Source organism: Fundidesulfovibrio butyratiphilus, from assembly GCF_054657235.1.
Window position 1 is genome coordinate 380,975 of sequence record NZ_BAAHXA010000003.1, and the last position, 16,163, is coordinate 397,137.

Here is a 16,163-nt window from a genome sequence, read left to right on the forward strand (position 1 = left end):
TGATGTTGATGGCGCCGGGGGGTCCGGTCCGCCAGCGTCCGGCCTGAGGGCCTGACGCGGGGCCTTTGCGCCTCTTGCTTCAATACCTCGAAAATATTGACAAAAGGCTAGTTGAAAGAGCAAAGAACAAAAGAGCGCACGCCCCCCGTCGCCGGGGGGTGCGCTCTTTTGGCGAAGTTTTCAGTACAATGCGACAATTTACTTAAGTTCGCAAGTGGCGCCGGCTTCCTCAAGCTGCTTTTTGGCTTCCTCGGCATCGGCCTTGGACACGCCTTCCTTGATGGCGGAAGGCAACGTGTCGACCTTCTCCTTGGCTTCCTTGAGGCCAAGCCCGGTCAGAGCGCGCACCACCTTGATGACATTGATCTTGTTGGCGCCGGAACCGGTGAGGACCACGTCGAATTCGGTCTTCTCTTCGACTTCGGCGGCGGCTTCGCCGGGCATGGCCATCATGGGCATGGCGGCCATGGGAGCGGCGGCGGAAACACCGAACTTCTCTTCGAGTTCCTTGATGAACTCGGAAAGTTCAAGCACGGTCATATTGGCGATGAAATCGACAACCTGTTCTTTGGTGATAGCGGACATCTCCAGTTCTCCTTCGCTACGCTTTGGCTTAAGCGGCTTCTTTCTTTTCTTTCAGGGCCGTGAGCACGTTGAGCATGCCACGCGGGACATTGGCCAGGACGCTCACGAGGTTCGTGGGGACGGCGTTCATGGTGCCAAGCACCTGGGCCAGCAGCTGAGGCTTGCTGGGCAGGGTGGAAAGGCTTTTCACACCTTCGGTATCGATCACCTTGCCTTGCAGGCTGGCGAAACGAACCACGAACTTCTTGTTGGTCTTGGCGTAATCGACCAAAGCCTTGGCCGCGGCCACCGGGTCTTCATACCCGAAAGCGATGGCGCACTGCTCTTTGAATCGGTCCTTGATGCTGTCGTGCGGGCTGTCGGTCAGCGCGATTCGGGCCAGGGTGTTCTTGACCACCTGGTAATCCACTCCCTGTTCGCGGAGCTTCACACGCAAGGCGGTCACTTCTTCCACCGTCAGGCCCTTGAAATCGGTGACCACGGCAATGCTCGCACGCGCGACACGATCCTTGAGAGCCTCAATGATCTCTGCTTTTTGCGCGCGGGTTTGCAAGGTCTGCCTCCTCCAATGGGGTTATGCGGTGGAAGTAAGCCAAAGCGTCGTCTCGGCGGGTCGTTACGGGGCTCGCCCCACCCGCTGTCTTTGACTCACTTCCTCGAAAACGGTTTTGTTCTCAGCCTTCCATGAACTTTTTCACCGAGGTCGGGTCGATCTTGACGCCCGGCCCCATGGTGGTGGCCACAGCCAGGGAGCGCAGATAGGTGCCCTTGGCGGAGGAAGGCTTCAGACGGATCACCTGGTCAAGAAGCGCCCGCAGGTTGTCGAGAATCTTCTCGGGACCAAAGCTCTTCTTGCCCAGCGGGGCGTGCAGCACGCCGGCCTTGTCCACGCGGAACTCCACGCGACCGGCCTTGAGTTCGTTCACGGCCTTGGTCACGTCCATGGTGACCGTGCCGGTCTTGGCGTTGGGCATGAGCCCGCGGGGGCCAAGCACGCGGCCGATGCGGCCCACAAGGGCCATCATGTCGGGAGTGGCCACGGCCTTGTCGAACTCCATCCATCCGCCCTGAATTTTTTCGATCAGGTCCTCGGCTCCGGTGACATCGGCTCCGGCGGCTTTGGCTTCGGCTTCCTTGTCGCCTTTGCAAAACACCGCCACGCGAACCGTCTTGCCCAGCCCGTGCGGCAGGGTGACGGCGCCGCGCACCATCTGGTCGGAGTATTTGGGATCGACGCCCAAGCAAAGGGCCACGTCGACGGTCTCGTCGAACTTGGCCGGACCAGCCTGCATGGCCATTTTCACGGCCTCGGGCAAGTCGAACTTGGTCGTCAAATCGATGTTCTCGATCGCCGCGCGATACTTCTTTCCGTGTTTGGGCATGGCTTGTTCCTCTTTACGCAACCACGTCCAGACCCATGCTGCGCGCCGTACCCATGACGGTGCGCATGGCGGCCTCGAGGTCTTTTGCGGTCATGTCCTGCAATTTGAGCTTGGCGATTTCCTCGACCTGGGCCTTGCTCACCTTGCCGACCTTGTTCTTGTTGGGTTCGCCGGAACCTTTTTCGATCTTGGCCGCCTTCAACAAAAGCACCGCGGCGGGCGGAGTTTTGGTGATGAAGCTGAAGGAACGGTCGGCATACACGGTGATCACCACGGGGGTGATCATGCCCATCTGGTCCTGCGTCTTGGCGTTGAACGCCTTGCAGAATTCCATGATGTTCACGCCGTGCTGGCCCAGGGCCGGACCCACCGGAGGCGAAGGGTTGGCCTTGCCCGCCGGGATTTGCAGTTTGATTTTCGCGACTTCCTTCTTAGCCATGATCGGTAGTCCTTTAATGAACGGGCTTGCGCCCGACTAATTTTTCGTCACCTGCACGAAGTCGAGTTCAACAGGGGTCTGGCGGCCGAAGATGGAGACGGAGACCCGAAGCTTGCCTTTGTCGTAATTGACATCTTCCACCATGCCGTTGAAACCGCCGAAAGGTCCGTCGATGACGCGGACTTCGTCGCCCCGGTCGAAGTGGAACTTGGGGCGCGGCGATTCCTGGCGCGTTTCCATGAGGGAGAGCACGCGCTGCGCTTCGGAGTCGCGCATGGGGGTCGGACGATTCTTGCCGCCAACGAAACCCGTGACCCTGGGAATCTCCTGTACCAAATGCCAGGACTTGTCCGTCATGACCATCTTGACCATGACGTAACCGGGATAGAACTTGCGGGTGGAGGTCCGTTTTTCGCCCTTGACCAGCTCAATGACCTTTTCCGTGGGCACGACCACTTCCTCAATGGCGCCCTCGGCTTGGCCGGTTCGCATCATTTCGCGGATGGTCTGCTCGACGCGGTGCTCAAATCCCGAATAGGTATGTACGATATACCAGCGGGCTTTGACCTGCAGTTCTTCTTGAATGGCTTCGGTCATGAGAGGATCAACTGTATGAGTTTGCTGAGTCCAAGGTCGACAATGCCCAGGAAAAGGGACATCACCAGCACCAAGACAAGCACCGCCACGGAAGTGACCGTGGTCTCCTTGCGCGTCGGCCACGTGACCTTTTTGATCTCAAGCTTGGACAACTCTAGGAATTCGGTGAACTCCTTGATCTTGCCCACACCGGGAACGGCGACGGATGCTTCGCTTTTTTCGCCCTCGCCGGCGGTCTTGCCTTTCTTTGCGGCCATTTTCCCGCCTAGATGAAAAATGGCAGGGCAGGAGGGATTCGAACCCGCAACCCCCGGATTTGGAGTCCGGTGCTCTGCCGTTGGAGCTACTGCCCTGCGTTATAAGCTACTACTTGGATTCGCGATGGACAGTGTGTTTCTTGTCCCAGGGACAATACTTCTTCACTTCCAGGCGGCCAGTAGTATTCTTCTTGTTCTTTTCAGTCGTGTAGTTTTTGCGCTTGCACTCGGTGCACTGCAAAATAATGTTGAGACGCATGTGTTACTCCATGATCTCGGTCACCACGCCGGCGCCGACGGTGCGGCCGCCCTCGCGGATGGCGAAGCGAAGACCGGTTTCCATGGCGATGGGCGCGATGAGTTCCACCATGAAGGTGGCGTTGTCGCCGGGCATGACCATTTCCACGCCTTCGGCAAGGGTCACCACGCCGGTCACGTCCGTGGTGCGGAAGTAGAACTGCGGGCGATAGCCCGAGAAGAACGGGGTGTGACGACCGCCCTCTTCCTTAGAGAGCACGTACACCTCGGCCTTGAACTTGCGGTGAGGCTTGATGGAGCCCGGCTTGGCCAGAACCTGGCCGCGCTCCACGTCTTCGCGCTTGATGCCGCGAAGCAGCACGCCCACGTTGTCGCCAGCCTGGCCCTGGTCCAGGATCTTGCGGAACATTTCCACGCCGGTGCAGGTGGTCTTGACCGTGTCCTTGATGCCCACGATCTCCACTTCGTCGCCGACCTTGATGATGCCGCGCTCCACACGACCCGTCACCACGGTGCCGCGGCCGGAGATCGAAAACACGTCTTCGATGGGCATCAGCACGGGCTTGTCGATGTCACGCACCGGCTCGGGGAAGTACGAGTCGCAGGCGTCGAGAAGCTCGAAAATGGGGGCGGCGTCGGGGCTGTTGGGGTCGTCGGACTCCAGGGCCTTCAGGGCGGAGCCCTTGATCACCGGGATGTCGTCGCCGGGGTAGCCGTATTTCGTGAGCAACTCGCGCACTTCCAGCTCGACCAGCTCCAGGAGCTCGGGATCGTCCACCAGGTCGACCTTGTTCATGAACACCACCAGGTGCGGCACGCCGACCTGACGAGCGAGCAGGATGTGCTCACGGGTCTGGGGCATGGGACCGTCCGTGGCGGCCACCACCAGGATCGCGCCGTCCATCTGCGCCGCGCCGGTGATCATGTTCTTGATATAGTCGGCGTGACCGGGGCAGTCCACGTGCGCGTAGTGGCGCGTCGCGGTCTGGTATTCCACGTGGGCCGTGGCGATGGTGATGCCGCGTTCCTTTTCTTCAGGCGCCTTGTCGATCTGGTCGAAAGCGACATATTCGCCAAACCCGCGCATGTGCGACAGTTTGGTGATGGCGGCCGTCAGCGTGGTCTTGCCGTGGTCGATATGACCGATGGTGCCGATGTTTACGTGCGGCTTGTTGCGCTCGAATTTGGCCTTACCCATGGTAATCCCCCTACAATGGATGTCGTTCTGTAGTGTTGGCTGCCGCCAATTCGCGAGAAGTATGTGGAGCCCACGACCGGATTTGAACCGGTGACCTCTTCCTTACCAAGGAAGTGCTCTGCCGACTGAGCTACGTGGGCCAATCCGAGCGAGGATGCGGACGGAAGGCGTTGACGTGGAGCGGGAAACGGGACTCGAACCCGCAACCCTCAGCTTGGAAGGCTGATGCTCTAGCCAATTGAGCTATTCCCGCGTCAACTCCGTAGTCCATGCGACGGCTGCGCCGTCTCCTACGCTCTGTAAAATCATCGTGGTGGTGGGGGGTGGATTTGAACCACCGAAGGCTGACGCCGACAGATTTACAGTCTGTTCCCTTTGGCCACTCGGGAACCCCACCATGAGCCTGGAGCTGGCGAAGGGACTTGAACCCGCAACCTGCTGATTACAAGTCAGCTGCTCTACCAGTTGAGCTACGCCAGCTGCCAAGAATCAACGCGGATACACCCGCCTTCTAAAAATGGCAAGCCGTTTTTTCGAAGGGCTTGCCGCTTGCTCACCAAGCGGCGGACTAAATGGCCGAACTGCGCCCGATTGTCAAGGCCGCGAAGCAAGAAAGTTGCCGGGAGGTGAAAAAAGAATTTTGCCGCCCGCCCGGCAAGCCTCCCTTCGGTTCGAAATGTCCAGGCCGCGCGGTCCAGTCGTCCCGGTCGTCCGGGTGCCGCCACGCATCACATCCCCCCGTTTTCGGCCCAGTCTTTGAGCCACGCACGCCGACTCACGTAGACCACCCGAGGACCGAGATTCGCGGCGGAGCGGGAACCGTCCCCCCGCACGGCCGGCTCCAGGCGGAAGGCCAGAGGGCCGGCCGCCAACTTTCCGGCCCGGGATTCGGGGTCGTCCAGATCGCCGAAGACCATGGCCCGACTCGGACAGGCCCTCGCGCAGGCGGGCTCAAAAAGGTGTTCGCGATGTTCGAGGCGGACGCACAGATCGCACTTTTCGGCCACGCCCTTCCCGCGCGCGCTGGCAAAGGGCGTAAGGGCCAGGCCGGTGCGGCCGGGCCAGACGGGCTCGCTCCAGTTGAAGACCTTGGCCCCGTATGGACAGGCGGCCAGACAGGCGCGGCAACCGATGCAGCGGGCGTACACCTGGTAAACCACTCCGGTCTCGGAACTTTTTCCCGTGGCTCCCACCGGACAGACGGCCACGCAGGGCGGTTTGTCGCAGTGCTGGCACATGACCGGAACAAACGCCCTGTCCGCATCGGGAAAGGGCTTGGCGTTACGCACGGATCGAAGGACCAGCCAATCCGACGCGCGAACCGGTCGTTCGAACGGGGCACCGACCACGCCTGGCAGCGCGGGCCTCTCGGGAGGAATGTTGTTCTCCAACCGACAGGCCGCCTGACAGGCGCCACAACCCGTGCACCGGTCCAGATCGATGACAAGGCCCAGACGCTTCGGCACAGCTCGCTCCTCTAGATTTTTTCCAGGGATACCGATGATCCGGCCCAGAACAGACCGCCCTCCCCCGCGTCCGTGGGCGCGAAAAGGGCGTTGATCGCCGAAGCCCGGCCCGGCCCGCGAACAAGGACCACGTGCCCGGGAGCCACGGTGTCGTCCAGGGCGACCACGGCCAGGCACTGGCCAAACGGGCCGCGCAGACGCGCCTTGTCCCCCGGATTGACCGCCAGGGACTCTGCCGTGGTCGAGTTCAAGCGCGCCACGGGCAGGCCGGAAGAAAAATAGGCGTCCAGGGCTTGCCCCAGACAGAGGAGCGGACCGCCAGCCACGGTTCCGGCCCCCGGAGGGCTCTGCGGAACCAGCGCCAGGGGCGCTCCGGGGTCACGCACGCCGGCGACCGCCCGCCGCGAGAGAAACCCGGCTCCAAGCGACAGGGGGGCGGCATGTGGGGTCGTATCGGCCCAGGCCAGGCCGGCGATCAGCGCGTTCCACACCCCGGCGCCGGAAGCCGGACGCACCGCCCCGGCCAACACTTCGCACGGCTGTCGGTCGCGTACCACAAAGCCCGGCCGGGTCTCCAAGCGCAGGCACCGCGCATGCAAGGCCTGGCGCATGGAGGTGTAGCGCAGGGGCGCGTCCAAAAGCCCGGACAGTTCGATCACCACATCCCCGGCGTTTTTCGCGTCCGTCCACGGCGACACCAGGGGATGGACCAGCCCCTGACAGTTCCAGGCCAATCCGTAGGGGGAATCCGCCTGGCCAAAGCGTTCCAGGGGCAGAAGCTCGGGAAGCGCCAGATGGCAGGCGGCGGACGTCTTGTTGGGATGGGCCCCGAGAAAAACCGAAAATCCCGCCTTGCCCACAGCCCGCCCGAGCAGGCCGCATCCCGGCAGCTCGGCCAGGGGATCGGCCTCGTGCACCAGGAGCGCCTTGGGGGCCCGGGCCTGGCCCTGGGCCACGGCCTTGGCCCAGGCGGCGGCGTTCCCGGTCCGGGGGACATCGGAAAAAAGTTCGGGGGTCCGCACGGTTTGGTAGAGCCCGCCCGGACGGTTCACCCGGCCCAGCAGCACGTTCAGGCCAAGACCCGACACCAGCGCCGCCAGGCTGGCCCCCTGCCCTCCCGGCGCTGTGGGAATCACCACCGGGCGTTTGCTCGTGACCAGGCGTCGGGCCAGGCCCGCCAGGGCTTCCCGGGACGTTCCCGTCTCGTAGGCCACGGCCTGGGGGGAAAACCGGGCGCGCACCAGATCCCGGTAGGACGAAAAATCCGCAGCGCAGGCCCCGGCCAGAGCACGCCCCCCCGGTTGGTCGGCGGCTTCCAGCAGGTGCCAGGCCAGGCCCAGGGCGGCCCAGGCCTCGCTTCCGGCCCGCATGGGAATCCACTCGGCCCCACCGGCCGGACGCACGGGGCCAACCGCCACCAGGGGGGCTCCGTTGCGGGCCAGGGCCGACTCCAGGGCCGATGCCGCGGGCAAGCTCTCCCGCACGTCGGCTCCCAGGGCCACAATCAGGTCGGCGTTGTCGAAATCGTAGCCGGGCCGCCCCTCCCCGCCGAGCAGGGCCAAGGCCGCGCTGGCCACGCGCTCCTCGGTGGGCATGGCATAGAGCGCCTCGGAGCCGCGACCGGCCAACAAGACGCCGAAGAGTTCGCGCACGGTCGGGTCGCCGCCGCCGTCCAGCACGGCCACGTCCGGCCCGGCGTCGCGCAGGGCCTGGGCCAAAACGGCCAGGGCCTTGCTCCAGGAGACCGGAACCAGCGACCCCGAAGCGTTCCGCAAAAGTGGCCGCCGCAACCTGTCCGGCCCATAGAGCGCCTGCACTTCTGACAGAGCCAGGGGGCCGAGCCCGCCCCTGCCCAGCGGATGGGCGGGATTGGGCCGTACGGCGAAAGGCCGCCCGTCGGCGGCCAGCACCACAACGCCGGGCGCTCCCGGACACAGTCCGCTGACCGTGGCCAGAGTTTCGACCGGACCGCGCGGTACGGACGGCAGGTCGGACGGGTGACGGCGAAGCCAGGCCAAGTCGTCCCAGGCCCGCCACGGCGCGGGCGAGGCCAGGGCGCCGACGGTTAATCCGGCTGCCGCTCCAAGAAAGTGGCGACGGGAAAATTTCACGGCCTCACCTGTGACAGGCCTCGCAGGAATCGGGCGCTTTCGTTTTCCGATGGCAATCCCGGCAGCGTTGCATGGAAAAAGCCGTGAGCGGCTGGCCTGTTATGCGATTGACGAGAACGTCCAAGGAGTCGCGACCGGCCATGTCCGCGTGACAGGCGGCGCAGTCCGATTCCGGGCGCGCCCCCAGGTGGGGTCGATGGGGAAAGCGCACGTGGTCCGGCAGGGCCAGGCTGACCAGCCAGGGCACGGGTTTTCGCGTGGAAAGATAATCCCAGACGAACTTGTCGATTTCCTTGTCGTTCGCGCTCGTTCCGCCGCTTGCCGCCCTGTGACACGCGCCGCATCGGGCCAGGTCCGGCAGCCCTCGAAAGGTTCCGTCCGGGGCGAAATGGCAGGTCGCGCACACCACGCCCTGTCGGGAATGGACCTTGTGGCTGAAACGCAGCGGCTGGGTGATCCGCACGACCTCCAGCCTGGGCCAAACGAACCATCCCAGCGCGAGCCCGACCAGAACGGCCAGAACGAAGGCCGCCCGGAAACCCGTCGGGCTTTTGCTCACCATGGCCGAAAATCAGGCCTTTTTCGCGCCCGCGCCCGGTCCGGTGTTCCTGCCGTAGACGTCGTCGAAACGGACGATGTCGTCTTCTTCAAGATAGGGGCCGGTTTGGATCTCGATAATCTCCACCACCACCTTGCCCGGATTGGAGAGCCGGTGCAGCGTGGCCCTGGGGATGTCCACGGACTGGTTTTCCGTGAGCAACATTTCCTTGTCGCCCACCTGCACCAGGGCCGTCCCCGCGATGACCACCCAGTGTTCGGAGCGGTGGTGATGCATCTGCAGGGAGAGCTTGCCCCCCACCGGCACCTCGATGCGCTTGATCTTGTAGTTGTCCCCGCCTTCGAGCACGGTGTAGCTGCCCCAGGGGCGACGCACGGTGACGTGGGCATTGACCAGGGGGCTGCCTTCCTCCTTGAGGGCGGCGACCACGTCCTTGACCCGTTGCACCTGGTCGCTGGGACAAACCAGGGTGGCGTCGCGGGTCTGAACCACGGTCATGCCCTCGACCCCCACACAGGCCAATTTGCCGCCCGTGGAAATAAGCAGGTTGTCCGCGCAGTCCAGGGCCAGCACGTCCCCCTGGACCACGTTGCCGCCCGCGTCCTTGTCGCCCAGGCGATAGATGGCCTCCCAACTGCCCAGGTCGTCCCAGTCGAAGGCGGCCCGGACCACGGCTTGGCCGGCCATGTGCTCCACCACGCCGTAGTCCACGGAAATATCCGGAATCTGGCCATAGCCCTCGACCAGGGGCGTCTGGGTCCTGTCCGTCCACCAGCGCCACAACTCGGGCTGGTGGTCGCGCACCGCGTCGAGAAAGGCCGAGGCCGAAAACAGGAACATGCCGCTGTTCCAGAAATAGCCGCCGGCTTCGAGAAAGGCCGTGGCGTTTTGCAGGTCGGGCTTTTCCACAAAGCTGTCCACCGCAAAGGCGTCTGGCCCCAAGGGCTTTCCGGCCCGAATGTAGCCATACCCGGTTTCGGGTTTGGAAGGAGCCACGCCAAAGGTGACCAGTCGCCCTTGCCTGGCCAGGGGCAACCCCACGGCCAGAGACTCTTCCCACTTCTCCTGGGACATGATCATGTGATCCGAAGGGAACACAGCCACCACGGCGTCGGGGTCCGCGGCCACGATCTTGTCCAGGGCGAGCAGGATGGCGGGCAGGGTGTTGCGTCCCGCGGGCTCGGCCAGGGCGCCGGCTTCGAGGCGCGGGTCCACGGCGCGAATCTGGGAGCGCACTTCGAAGACGTGCTCCTCGTTGGTCACCACCCAGACCTTGGAAGGATCGAAGAGCCCGAGGGCGCGCCCGGCCGTTGCGGCGAGCAGGGTTTTTTCCCCGCCCAGGGCCAGAAGCTGTTTGGGCAACAGGGTGCGCGACAGAGGCCACAGTCTGGTGCCGGAACCTCCGGCCAGGATGACGGCGTGACAGGAGGCGAACAGGTCCTTGCGGTCTTGCGGGCTGGCGGATGTCATGGGAGTCCTTTGCTGCGGGCTATCAGCCCTCGTAGACAAACGGGGAGTCGAAGTCGCGGAACCGGCCGAGCTTCAAGTCTTTTTCCGAAAGAACGGGATGGGGTTCGCCCCAGTCCACCCCCAGGTCCGGGTCGCTGTAGAGCAGTCCCGAATCGTGGTCCGGGGCGTACGGGGCGTCGACCTTGTACAGGAATTCGGTGTTCTCCGTACGGGTGACATAGCCGTGGGCAAACCCCTTGGGCACGAGAAGCTGATGAAAGTTGTCCGCCGAGAGCGTGAATCCTTTCCATTTCCCATAGGTGGGCGAACCTTTGCGCAGATCCACGACCACATCGTAGACTTCGCCCCGCGTCACGCGCACGAGCTTGGTCTGGGCCATGGGCGGCAATTGAAAATGCAGCCCGCGCAACACCCCCTTGGTACGGGACAGGGCGTGATTGTCCTGAATGAAAACATACTCGAGGCCCTGTGAAGCGAACAGGGCCTGGTTGTAGCTTTCCATAAAAAAACCGCGCTCGTCGCCGTGTACTTTGGGGACGAAGAGCCAGAGTCCGGGCATGCCCGTGTCTTGAAAACCCACTTGCGCCACCTCCTGGCGGGAGTGTTTGGTGGGGGGTCTGTATCCCATTCGTCCCCGCCGGGCAATACGGCGGTCCGCCCCCCTACTCCGCTCCGGCTTGGGCCCGGTGCAACAGGTCGCCCGCCGCATGGCTGGAACGCACCAGCGGACCGCAGTACATCACCGGAATGCCGAGCGAGCGACCGAGATCGGCCACCTCGTCGAACTCCTCGGGCGGCACGTACCGCGCCACGGGCAAATTGCGGCGCGACGGACGCAGGTACTGCCCCACCGTGACCATGGAACACCCGACTTCGGCCAGATCGGACAACGTGCGAACCAGTTGTTCGCGGGTTTCGCCCAGCCCGAGCATGAGCCCACTTTTCGTGCGCACGAAAGGCGACCGCCCGGCGGCCCGACGCAGGACATCCAGGCTCCTGGCGTAGTCGGCTCCCCGGCGCGCCCTGGAATAGAGTTCGGGCACGGTCTCCAAGTTGTGGTTGAACACGTCCGGGCCGGCGGCCAACACGGTTTCAAGCGCCCGCGCGTCGCCCAGAAAATCCGGCGTGAGGACCTCCACCGTGGCCTCGGGCAGTTCGGCGCGCAGACTCCCGATCACCGCCGCGAAGTGCGCGGCTCCGCCGTCCGGCAGGTCGTCGCGGGTGACCGAGGTGACCACCACATGGCGAAGTCCCAGCCGGGCCGCCGCCTTGGCCAGGCGCGCGGGTTCGTCCGGGTCCGGCGGTTCGGGAACGCCGGGCGTGACGTTGCAAAAGGCGCACCCCCTGGTGCACACCCCGCCCAGCACGAGAAAAGTGGCCACGCCCTTGCCGAAACATTCGAAAACATTGGGGCATCTGGCGCTTTGACACACGGTGCACAGCCCCATTTCGCCAAGCAGGGCGCGGGTGCGGCCAAAGGTCGCATCCCTGGGCAATTTGACCCGCAACCAGGGCGGAAGGCGCTGGGTTTCAAGCGAAGGTGTCGGGGAAGAGGCGTCGGAAGGCTTGACCGAGGGCACGTTTGACTCCGGAAACGTCCGCCGTCAGGGCGGACTTTCGCCTGCCAAGCTCCAGCGCCAGGGAGGTCATCTCCACCCCCGCCAGGCCGCAGGCGGTTATACGGGAAAACAACGAAAGATCCGGCCCCACGTTGAGCGACAGGCCGTGGTAGCTCACCCAGCGCCGAAGCGCCAGGCCGCAACTGGCGATCTTTCGGCCTTCGACCCACACGCCGGGACGTCCGGGCCAGCGTTCGGCCTGGACTCCATACTCGGCGAGCACGTCCATGGCCGCCTGCTCCACCAGATGGAACAAGCCCCTGAGCCCGCCGGGGCGTCCCGCCACCCGAACCACCGGATAGCACACCGCCTGGCCAGGGAAGTGACAGGTCACGCTGCCCCCCCGGCTGGCCTTGACCACCTCGATTCCCTGGGCGCGAAGCGCGACCTCGGGCAGCAGGAGATGCTCTTCTCCGCCGTGGCGGCCGAAAGTGACCACGGGCGGATGTTCCACGAGAAAGAGCCGGGGTTCGCCTCCGGCCGCCACCTCGTCCACGGCGGCCAACTGAAAAGCCAGGGCCGCGTCGTAGGAAAGAAGCCCCAGATCGACGACTTTCACGATCCCTCGGTCTCCCCGCCGTCAGAACCGAACCGTTCGCGGCTCGGCCCGTCTCCCGGGCGCGCCTGTCCTCGGCCAGGCGCGGGCCGACGCCTGGGACGCGCGACCGGACGCGAAGCCCTGTCCCGGTCGCCGGGCGCAAAACGCGTCCCAGGACGCGACGTGTCCGGCCCGTCCTCGCTCCGCCGGGGAGCGCGCTCCCCGGACGACTCGCGCGCGCGGGGACCTTTCGCTTCGTCCCCGCGGCGCCTGAAATCCCGAGGTGCGGACGGCCTGCGCGGCGCGTTCGCCGCCCGACCGGGTCCGGCGTCAGGCCGGGAATCGGGACGGGAAACAGGACGGGAGTCAGGGCGGGAGTCGGGGCGGGAGTCGGGGCGGGCGTCGCGGTCCGACGTTCTCGCGCCGGATTTGGCGTCCGGCCGAACCTCGCAAGCCGGTGCGCGCCTGCCGGATTTGGCGTCCGGGCGAAGGCCGGAAGACGCCTCGCACACGTCGCCCCCTTCCGGTCCGGCGGGCCCGCGTTCCCGGCGAAACTCCCGGTCCATGGGCACGACGACGGCCCCGGTCTTGGGGTCGCGCTCGCCGCCGAGGTCGCCAGGCAAGCGCACGAGCGCTCCGGGCTCCAGGCCCGCGGGACGCCGAAGAAAGGCAAGCAGGGCCAACCCCTGGTCGAAGCATCCATAAATCCCGCCGCCCACGGGCAAGGCAAAGGACGACGACACCACCCGGGCGAGGCGTTCTTCGCGCCCGGGCGTTTCCTCGCCCATGAGAAGAAAACTCAGGCTCAAGCGGTCCTTGGGCAGCCCCGCCGCCTGGGAGAGCTTGCCCAGCCAGGTCGGCGAGCCGAAAGCCTGGGCCGTGAAGTGGCACCAGGAGCGCCTGCGCGGGTCCAGCATGGGGCATGGACCGTCGTGCACACATGGAGCCAGGGCATGCAGGTCCAACTCGAGCAGCTCCTCGCGCATCCGGCCGAGCAGTCCGCCGCCAAGGCGCGTTCCCGGCTCGGCCAGCAGAATCCGGCCGCCCGGAGCCAGGCGACGGGCCAACAATTCGGCCAGGCGGGCAAGGCCCTGACGCCCCTCCTGTCCGCGGCCTCCTCCGGCCTCGTTCAGACAGTTGGCGGCCGTCACCAGGTCGAAGGGGCCAAGCGGGGCCTTGTGCAACGGCCCCTGCACCAGCTCGAATGTCCAGGCGCGCCCGGCTTCTTTGGCCAAGGCTTCGAAAAGTGCGCGCCCAGTGCGCAGCACCGAGCCGGTCTGGTCCAGACAGACAAAGGCAAGGCGTCGTCCGCGCAACTCCGGCCGCGACATCCACAGGGCCTGGGCCAGGGTCAACGGTCCGGCCCCCAGGTCCAAAATCCTGGCCCCGGAGGGCGGATCGAGTTCGAGCCCCCTGAACAAAAGTCCCAGGCGCAGCAGATTCCAGGGCAAAAAATACGAGAGGTAGGCCGAAAGATTGGCCGGATCGGCCAGGTAGTTGGCCCTGGGCCCCTGACCGCGCTCACAGGTCAGGGACTCGGAGAGGCGTTTGACGTCCTGGGGAAGCGAGGCCCGGTGTTTGGGGCGCAAGGGATGCACGGCGCGAAGGACATCCCGGTAGGCTTCCAGGGCGCGGGTGAACTCCCTGTCCGGGGGATGAAAAAGCCCCCGCGTAACCGCCGGACCGTCGAAAGGTTCCGACTGCGATTTAACCGTTTTGTCAACCGACCGAAACCGGTTCGCCGCGCGTTCAGACATGTTCAAACCTCATGGCGTCGAGATACCGTTTTTGAAACCCCGGCGCGTCCACCAACTCCACGACCCGACAACGTCCGGGCAGGGCCGCCAGCCACTCCCGCACGTCGGCCCGGGACGCGGCCAGGCAGGCTCCATGCAGGCTGGTATTGCCCACGGAGCGGGTCACCGCCAAGGCTCCCGGCGGCAGAAATCCCAAAGTCTCCAGGTCTTCCAGCCGGATATGCTCACCCAGCGCCCCGGCCAGGCGCACGGCCGACAGATCGCTGAACCGCAAGCCCGCGCGCTCCAGAAGCAGGGATACGGCCGCGCCGAACGCCGCCTTCACCTTGAGAAGCGATTCCACGTCCGCGGCCCAAAGACGAACGCCCCCGGCATCCAGACAGGGTTGGCCGTCGTTCTGGGTCAAACCGCGCAGGACGCGCCCGGCCAGCGGGGTGGAGGCGGCCTCGGGAAAACGTCCGTCAGCCTCCAGCGCGCCGACCTGGCGCAGCATGGCCAGCAGGGAAAGATACCCCGCCGCCGCCACGCCGGACGGCTGTCCGGCCCCCGCTGCGTACAGCCGGGGAACGAGTCCCGCCGGCCCAAGGGAAAATCCCACCACCGCGCCCGGACCGGCCAACACGCCCTGACGCATCCCCACGCCCTCCAGGGCCGGGCCCATGGGCACGCTGGCCACCAGCACCCGCCCGTCGGCCAGGGTCAGGGCGAACTCGCCGTTGGTGCCCAGGTCGGCCAGGAGAAACGGAGCCCCGGGGCGAGCCCCGCCAAACTCCAGCGCGGCCAGGCCGGCGCTGATGTCCCCCCCCACGAAGGGCGCGAGAAGGGGCGGCAGGTACACCGGCGCAACAATATTGTAAAGGGAGACGAACGCCCCGCCGTTCCAGGGCAATCGGTAGGGAGCGCCGGCCAAGCCCGAGGTGTCCAGGCCCAGGGCCAGGCAGGTCATGACGGAATTGCCCGCCACGCAGAGGCGGGACGGAGCCCGGGGAAGGGCGTCCACCACGCGCGCGATCGCGTTCAACACCACGGAGCGCAGCCGCTGCGCCCCGCCGGGCAGGGCGGCCAGGGCCAAGCGGGCCATCACGTCCGATCCCGCGCCCATCTGGGGGTTTCGCCCCTGTCCCTCGGCCAGGACCGAAGCCGCGCCGTTCGCCTCGGCCCGCACCAACCGCCATTGCATGGATGTCGTTCCCAGATCCACACCGAGAACGGGCGCGTCCGAACGCAAATCCGGCGCGTGCGGCAACACGGCGAGCGATTGCGCCCCTCCAGGCGGCCCTGACGCGGCGGCAACGGAAAAGCCGCTTTCATCGTCCAGGCGCGCCTCCACTACCGCATCGGCCACGGGCGGACGCAGGCAACTCAGTCGCCAGCCCTCGTCCAGGCGTCCTGGCGGGAGACGTTTGCCCTCTTCCGGCAGGGGCGGCGGGGCGTTGGACACAAAGCGGACCTGGCACAACCCGCAACGCCCCAAGCCCGAGCACAGAGGACGGCCGGAGAAGGCTCCGGCCAAAAAAAGGCTCTGGGCCAGGGTCAGGCCGGGCCGGATGTCGACTTTTTGGCGCGCGCCGTCCGCACGGGATAGAAGAATATAGTGGGGCATGAAGATTTCCGATTTTCCTCAAAGAATAATAGCGCCGAGACGCCCCCAACGAAAGGGCTTTTTCCTCCCGGCCATCCTCGCGCCTTCGGTTGGCGATTACACGTCTTTCACATTTTTTTCATCCGCCAACACCTCTGAATCATGGCCATCACAAGCCTACTTGCGCCAAAGCTTGTCCAGTGCGCAAGAAAAACGCTTGCCTTTTGTCCCCCGAGACCGTAGTTCCCCTCCCCAGGAAGAAGCTTAGAGACTCGCCTCGTGGCAGGTTCAGCTTTTGTCTCCTGCCGTATCGTTTCCGGTTTGCGCCTCTGGGCGCGACCACAT

17 protein-coding genes and 5 tRNA genes are annotated in these 16,163 nt (G+C 65.2%); all 22 read right to left on the reverse strand.

Annotation, left to right across the window (positions count from 1 at the left end):
- Positions 1-198 precede the first annotated feature (198 nt).
- The 22 genes from rplL to ACYQ01_RS17875 all read right to left on the reverse strand — a co-directional run bounded on the left by rplL (position 199) and on the right by ACYQ01_RS17875 (position 15,839).
- The gene (gene rplL / locus ACYQ01_RS17770) at positions 199-585 is read right to left on the reverse strand and encodes a 50S ribosomal protein L7/L12 (RefSeq protein ID WP_459935161.1); all 387 of its coding nucleotides are present in this window, start codon (positions 583-585) and stop codon (positions 199-201) included.
- Between the two features lie 28 nt (positions 586-613).
- Positions 614-1,138 carry a 50S ribosomal protein L10 gene (rplJ, locus tag ACYQ01_RS17775; RefSeq protein ID WP_459935162.1) on the reverse strand — a complete coding sequence of 175 codons (525 nt, stop codon included), beginning with the start codon at positions 1,136-1,138 and terminating at the stop codon, positions 614-616.
- A 121-nt stretch (positions 1,139-1,259) separates the two neighbouring features.
- Complete coding sequence (gene rplA / locus ACYQ01_RS17780; protein WP_459935163.1) at positions 1,260-1,967, reverse strand: 50S ribosomal protein L1; 708 nt, start codon at positions 1,965-1,967, stop codon at positions 1,260-1,262.
- A 13-nt stretch (positions 1,968-1,980) separates the two neighbouring features.
- Entirely contained in the window at positions 1,981-2,406 is a 426-nt protein-coding gene (gene rplK, locus ACYQ01_RS17785) for a 50S ribosomal protein L11 (RefSeq protein ID WP_459935164.1), read from the reverse strand.
- Positions 2,407-2,442: 36 nt separating this feature from the next.
- Positions 2,443-3,003, reverse strand: a complete 561-nt coding sequence (gene nusG, locus ACYQ01_RS17790) for a transcription termination/antitermination protein NusG (protein ID WP_459935165.1) — start codon at positions 3,001-3,003, stop codon at positions 2,443-2,445.
- Positions 3,000-3,260, reverse strand: a complete 261-nt coding sequence (gene secE, locus ACYQ01_RS17795; protein WP_459935166.1) for a preprotein translocase subunit SecE — start codon at positions 3,258-3,260, stop codon at positions 3,000-3,002. Before secE ends, nusG begins: the two co-directional genes overlap by 4 nt.
- A gap of 20 nt (positions 3,261-3,280) precedes the next feature.
- Positions 3,281-3,356: transfer RNA gene (locus ACYQ01_RS17800), tRNA-Trp, on the reverse strand.
- 13 nt (positions 3,357-3,369) lie between these two features.
- Positions 3,370-3,519, reverse strand: a complete 150-nt coding sequence (gene rpmG, locus ACYQ01_RS17805) for a 50S ribosomal protein L33 (protein ID WP_459935167.1) — start codon at positions 3,517-3,519, stop codon at positions 3,370-3,372.
- 3 nt (positions 3,520-3,522) lie between these two features.
- On the reverse strand, positions 3,523-4,716 hold the full coding sequence (gene tuf / locus ACYQ01_RS17810) for an elongation factor Tu (protein WP_459935155.1): 1,194 nt from the start codon (positions 4,714-4,716) through the stop codon (positions 3,523-3,525).
- A 64-nt stretch (positions 4,717-4,780) separates the two neighbouring features.
- A tRNA-Thr gene (locus tag ACYQ01_RS17815) sits at positions 4,781-4,856 on the reverse strand.
- Positions 4,857-4,892: 36 nt separating this feature from the next.
- A tRNA-Gly gene (locus tag ACYQ01_RS17820) sits at positions 4,893-4,969 on the reverse strand.
- Positions 4,970-5,027: 58 nt separating this feature from the next.
- A tRNA-Tyr gene (locus ACYQ01_RS17825) sits at positions 5,028-5,113 on the reverse strand.
- A gap of 7 nt (positions 5,114-5,120) precedes the next feature.
- Positions 5,121-5,196, reverse strand: a tRNA-Thr gene (locus tag ACYQ01_RS17830).
- 248 nt (positions 5,197-5,444) lie between these two features.
- Positions 5,445-6,182 carry a 4Fe-4S dicluster domain-containing protein gene (locus ACYQ01_RS17835; RefSeq protein ID WP_459935168.1) on the reverse strand — a complete coding sequence of 246 codons (738 nt, stop codon included), beginning with the start codon at positions 6,180-6,182 and terminating at the stop codon, positions 5,445-5,447.
- Positions 6,183-6,193: 11 nt separating this feature from the next.
- Complete coding sequence (locus ACYQ01_RS17840; RefSeq protein ID WP_459935169.1) at positions 6,194-8,293, reverse strand: molybdopterin-dependent oxidoreductase; 2,100 nt, start codon at positions 8,291-8,293, stop codon at positions 6,194-6,196.
- A gap of 4 nt (positions 8,294-8,297) precedes the next feature.
- Positions 8,298-8,855, reverse strand: coding sequence for a cytochrome c3 family protein (locus ACYQ01_RS17845; RefSeq protein ID WP_459935170.1), 558 nt, complete (start codon positions 8,853-8,855; stop codon positions 8,298-8,300).
- 9 nt (positions 8,856-8,864) lie between these two features.
- Positions 8,865-10,322: a mannose-1-phosphate guanylyltransferase/mannose-6-phosphate isomerase gene (locus ACYQ01_RS17850; protein ID WP_459935171.1), complete on the reverse strand. Its 1,458-nt coding sequence runs from the start codon at positions 10,320-10,322 to the stop codon at positions 8,865-8,867.
- A gap of 22 nt (positions 10,323-10,344) precedes the next feature.
- Positions 10,345-10,950, reverse strand: a complete 606-nt coding sequence (gene rfbC, locus ACYQ01_RS17855; RefSeq protein WP_459935172.1) for a dTDP-4-dehydrorhamnose 3,5-epimerase — start codon at positions 10,948-10,950, stop codon at positions 10,345-10,347.
- 34 nt (positions 10,951-10,984) lie between these two features.
- Entirely contained in the window at positions 10,985-11,902 is a 918-nt protein-coding gene (lipA, locus tag ACYQ01_RS17860; RefSeq protein WP_459935173.1) for a lipoyl synthase, read from the reverse strand.
- On the reverse strand, positions 11,853-12,500 hold the full coding sequence (gene lipB / locus ACYQ01_RS17865; RefSeq protein ID WP_459935174.1) for a lipoyl(octanoyl) transferase LipB: 648 nt from the start codon (positions 12,498-12,500) through the stop codon (positions 11,853-11,855). The genes lipA and lipB overlap by 50 nt, the downstream gene beginning before the upstream one ends.
- Complete coding sequence (locus tag ACYQ01_RS17870) at positions 12,497-14,236, reverse strand: small ribosomal subunit Rsm22 family protein (RefSeq protein WP_459935175.1); 1,740 nt, start codon at positions 14,234-14,236, stop codon at positions 12,497-12,499. The genes lipB and ACYQ01_RS17870 overlap by 4 nt, the downstream gene beginning before the upstream one ends.
- Positions 14,229-15,839, reverse strand: a complete 1,611-nt coding sequence (locus tag ACYQ01_RS17875; RefSeq protein ID WP_459935176.1) for an ASKHA domain-containing protein — start codon at positions 15,837-15,839, stop codon at positions 14,229-14,231. The genes ACYQ01_RS17870 and ACYQ01_RS17875 overlap by 8 nt, the downstream gene beginning before the upstream one ends.
- Between the last annotated feature and the right edge of the window lie 324 nt (positions 15,840-16,163).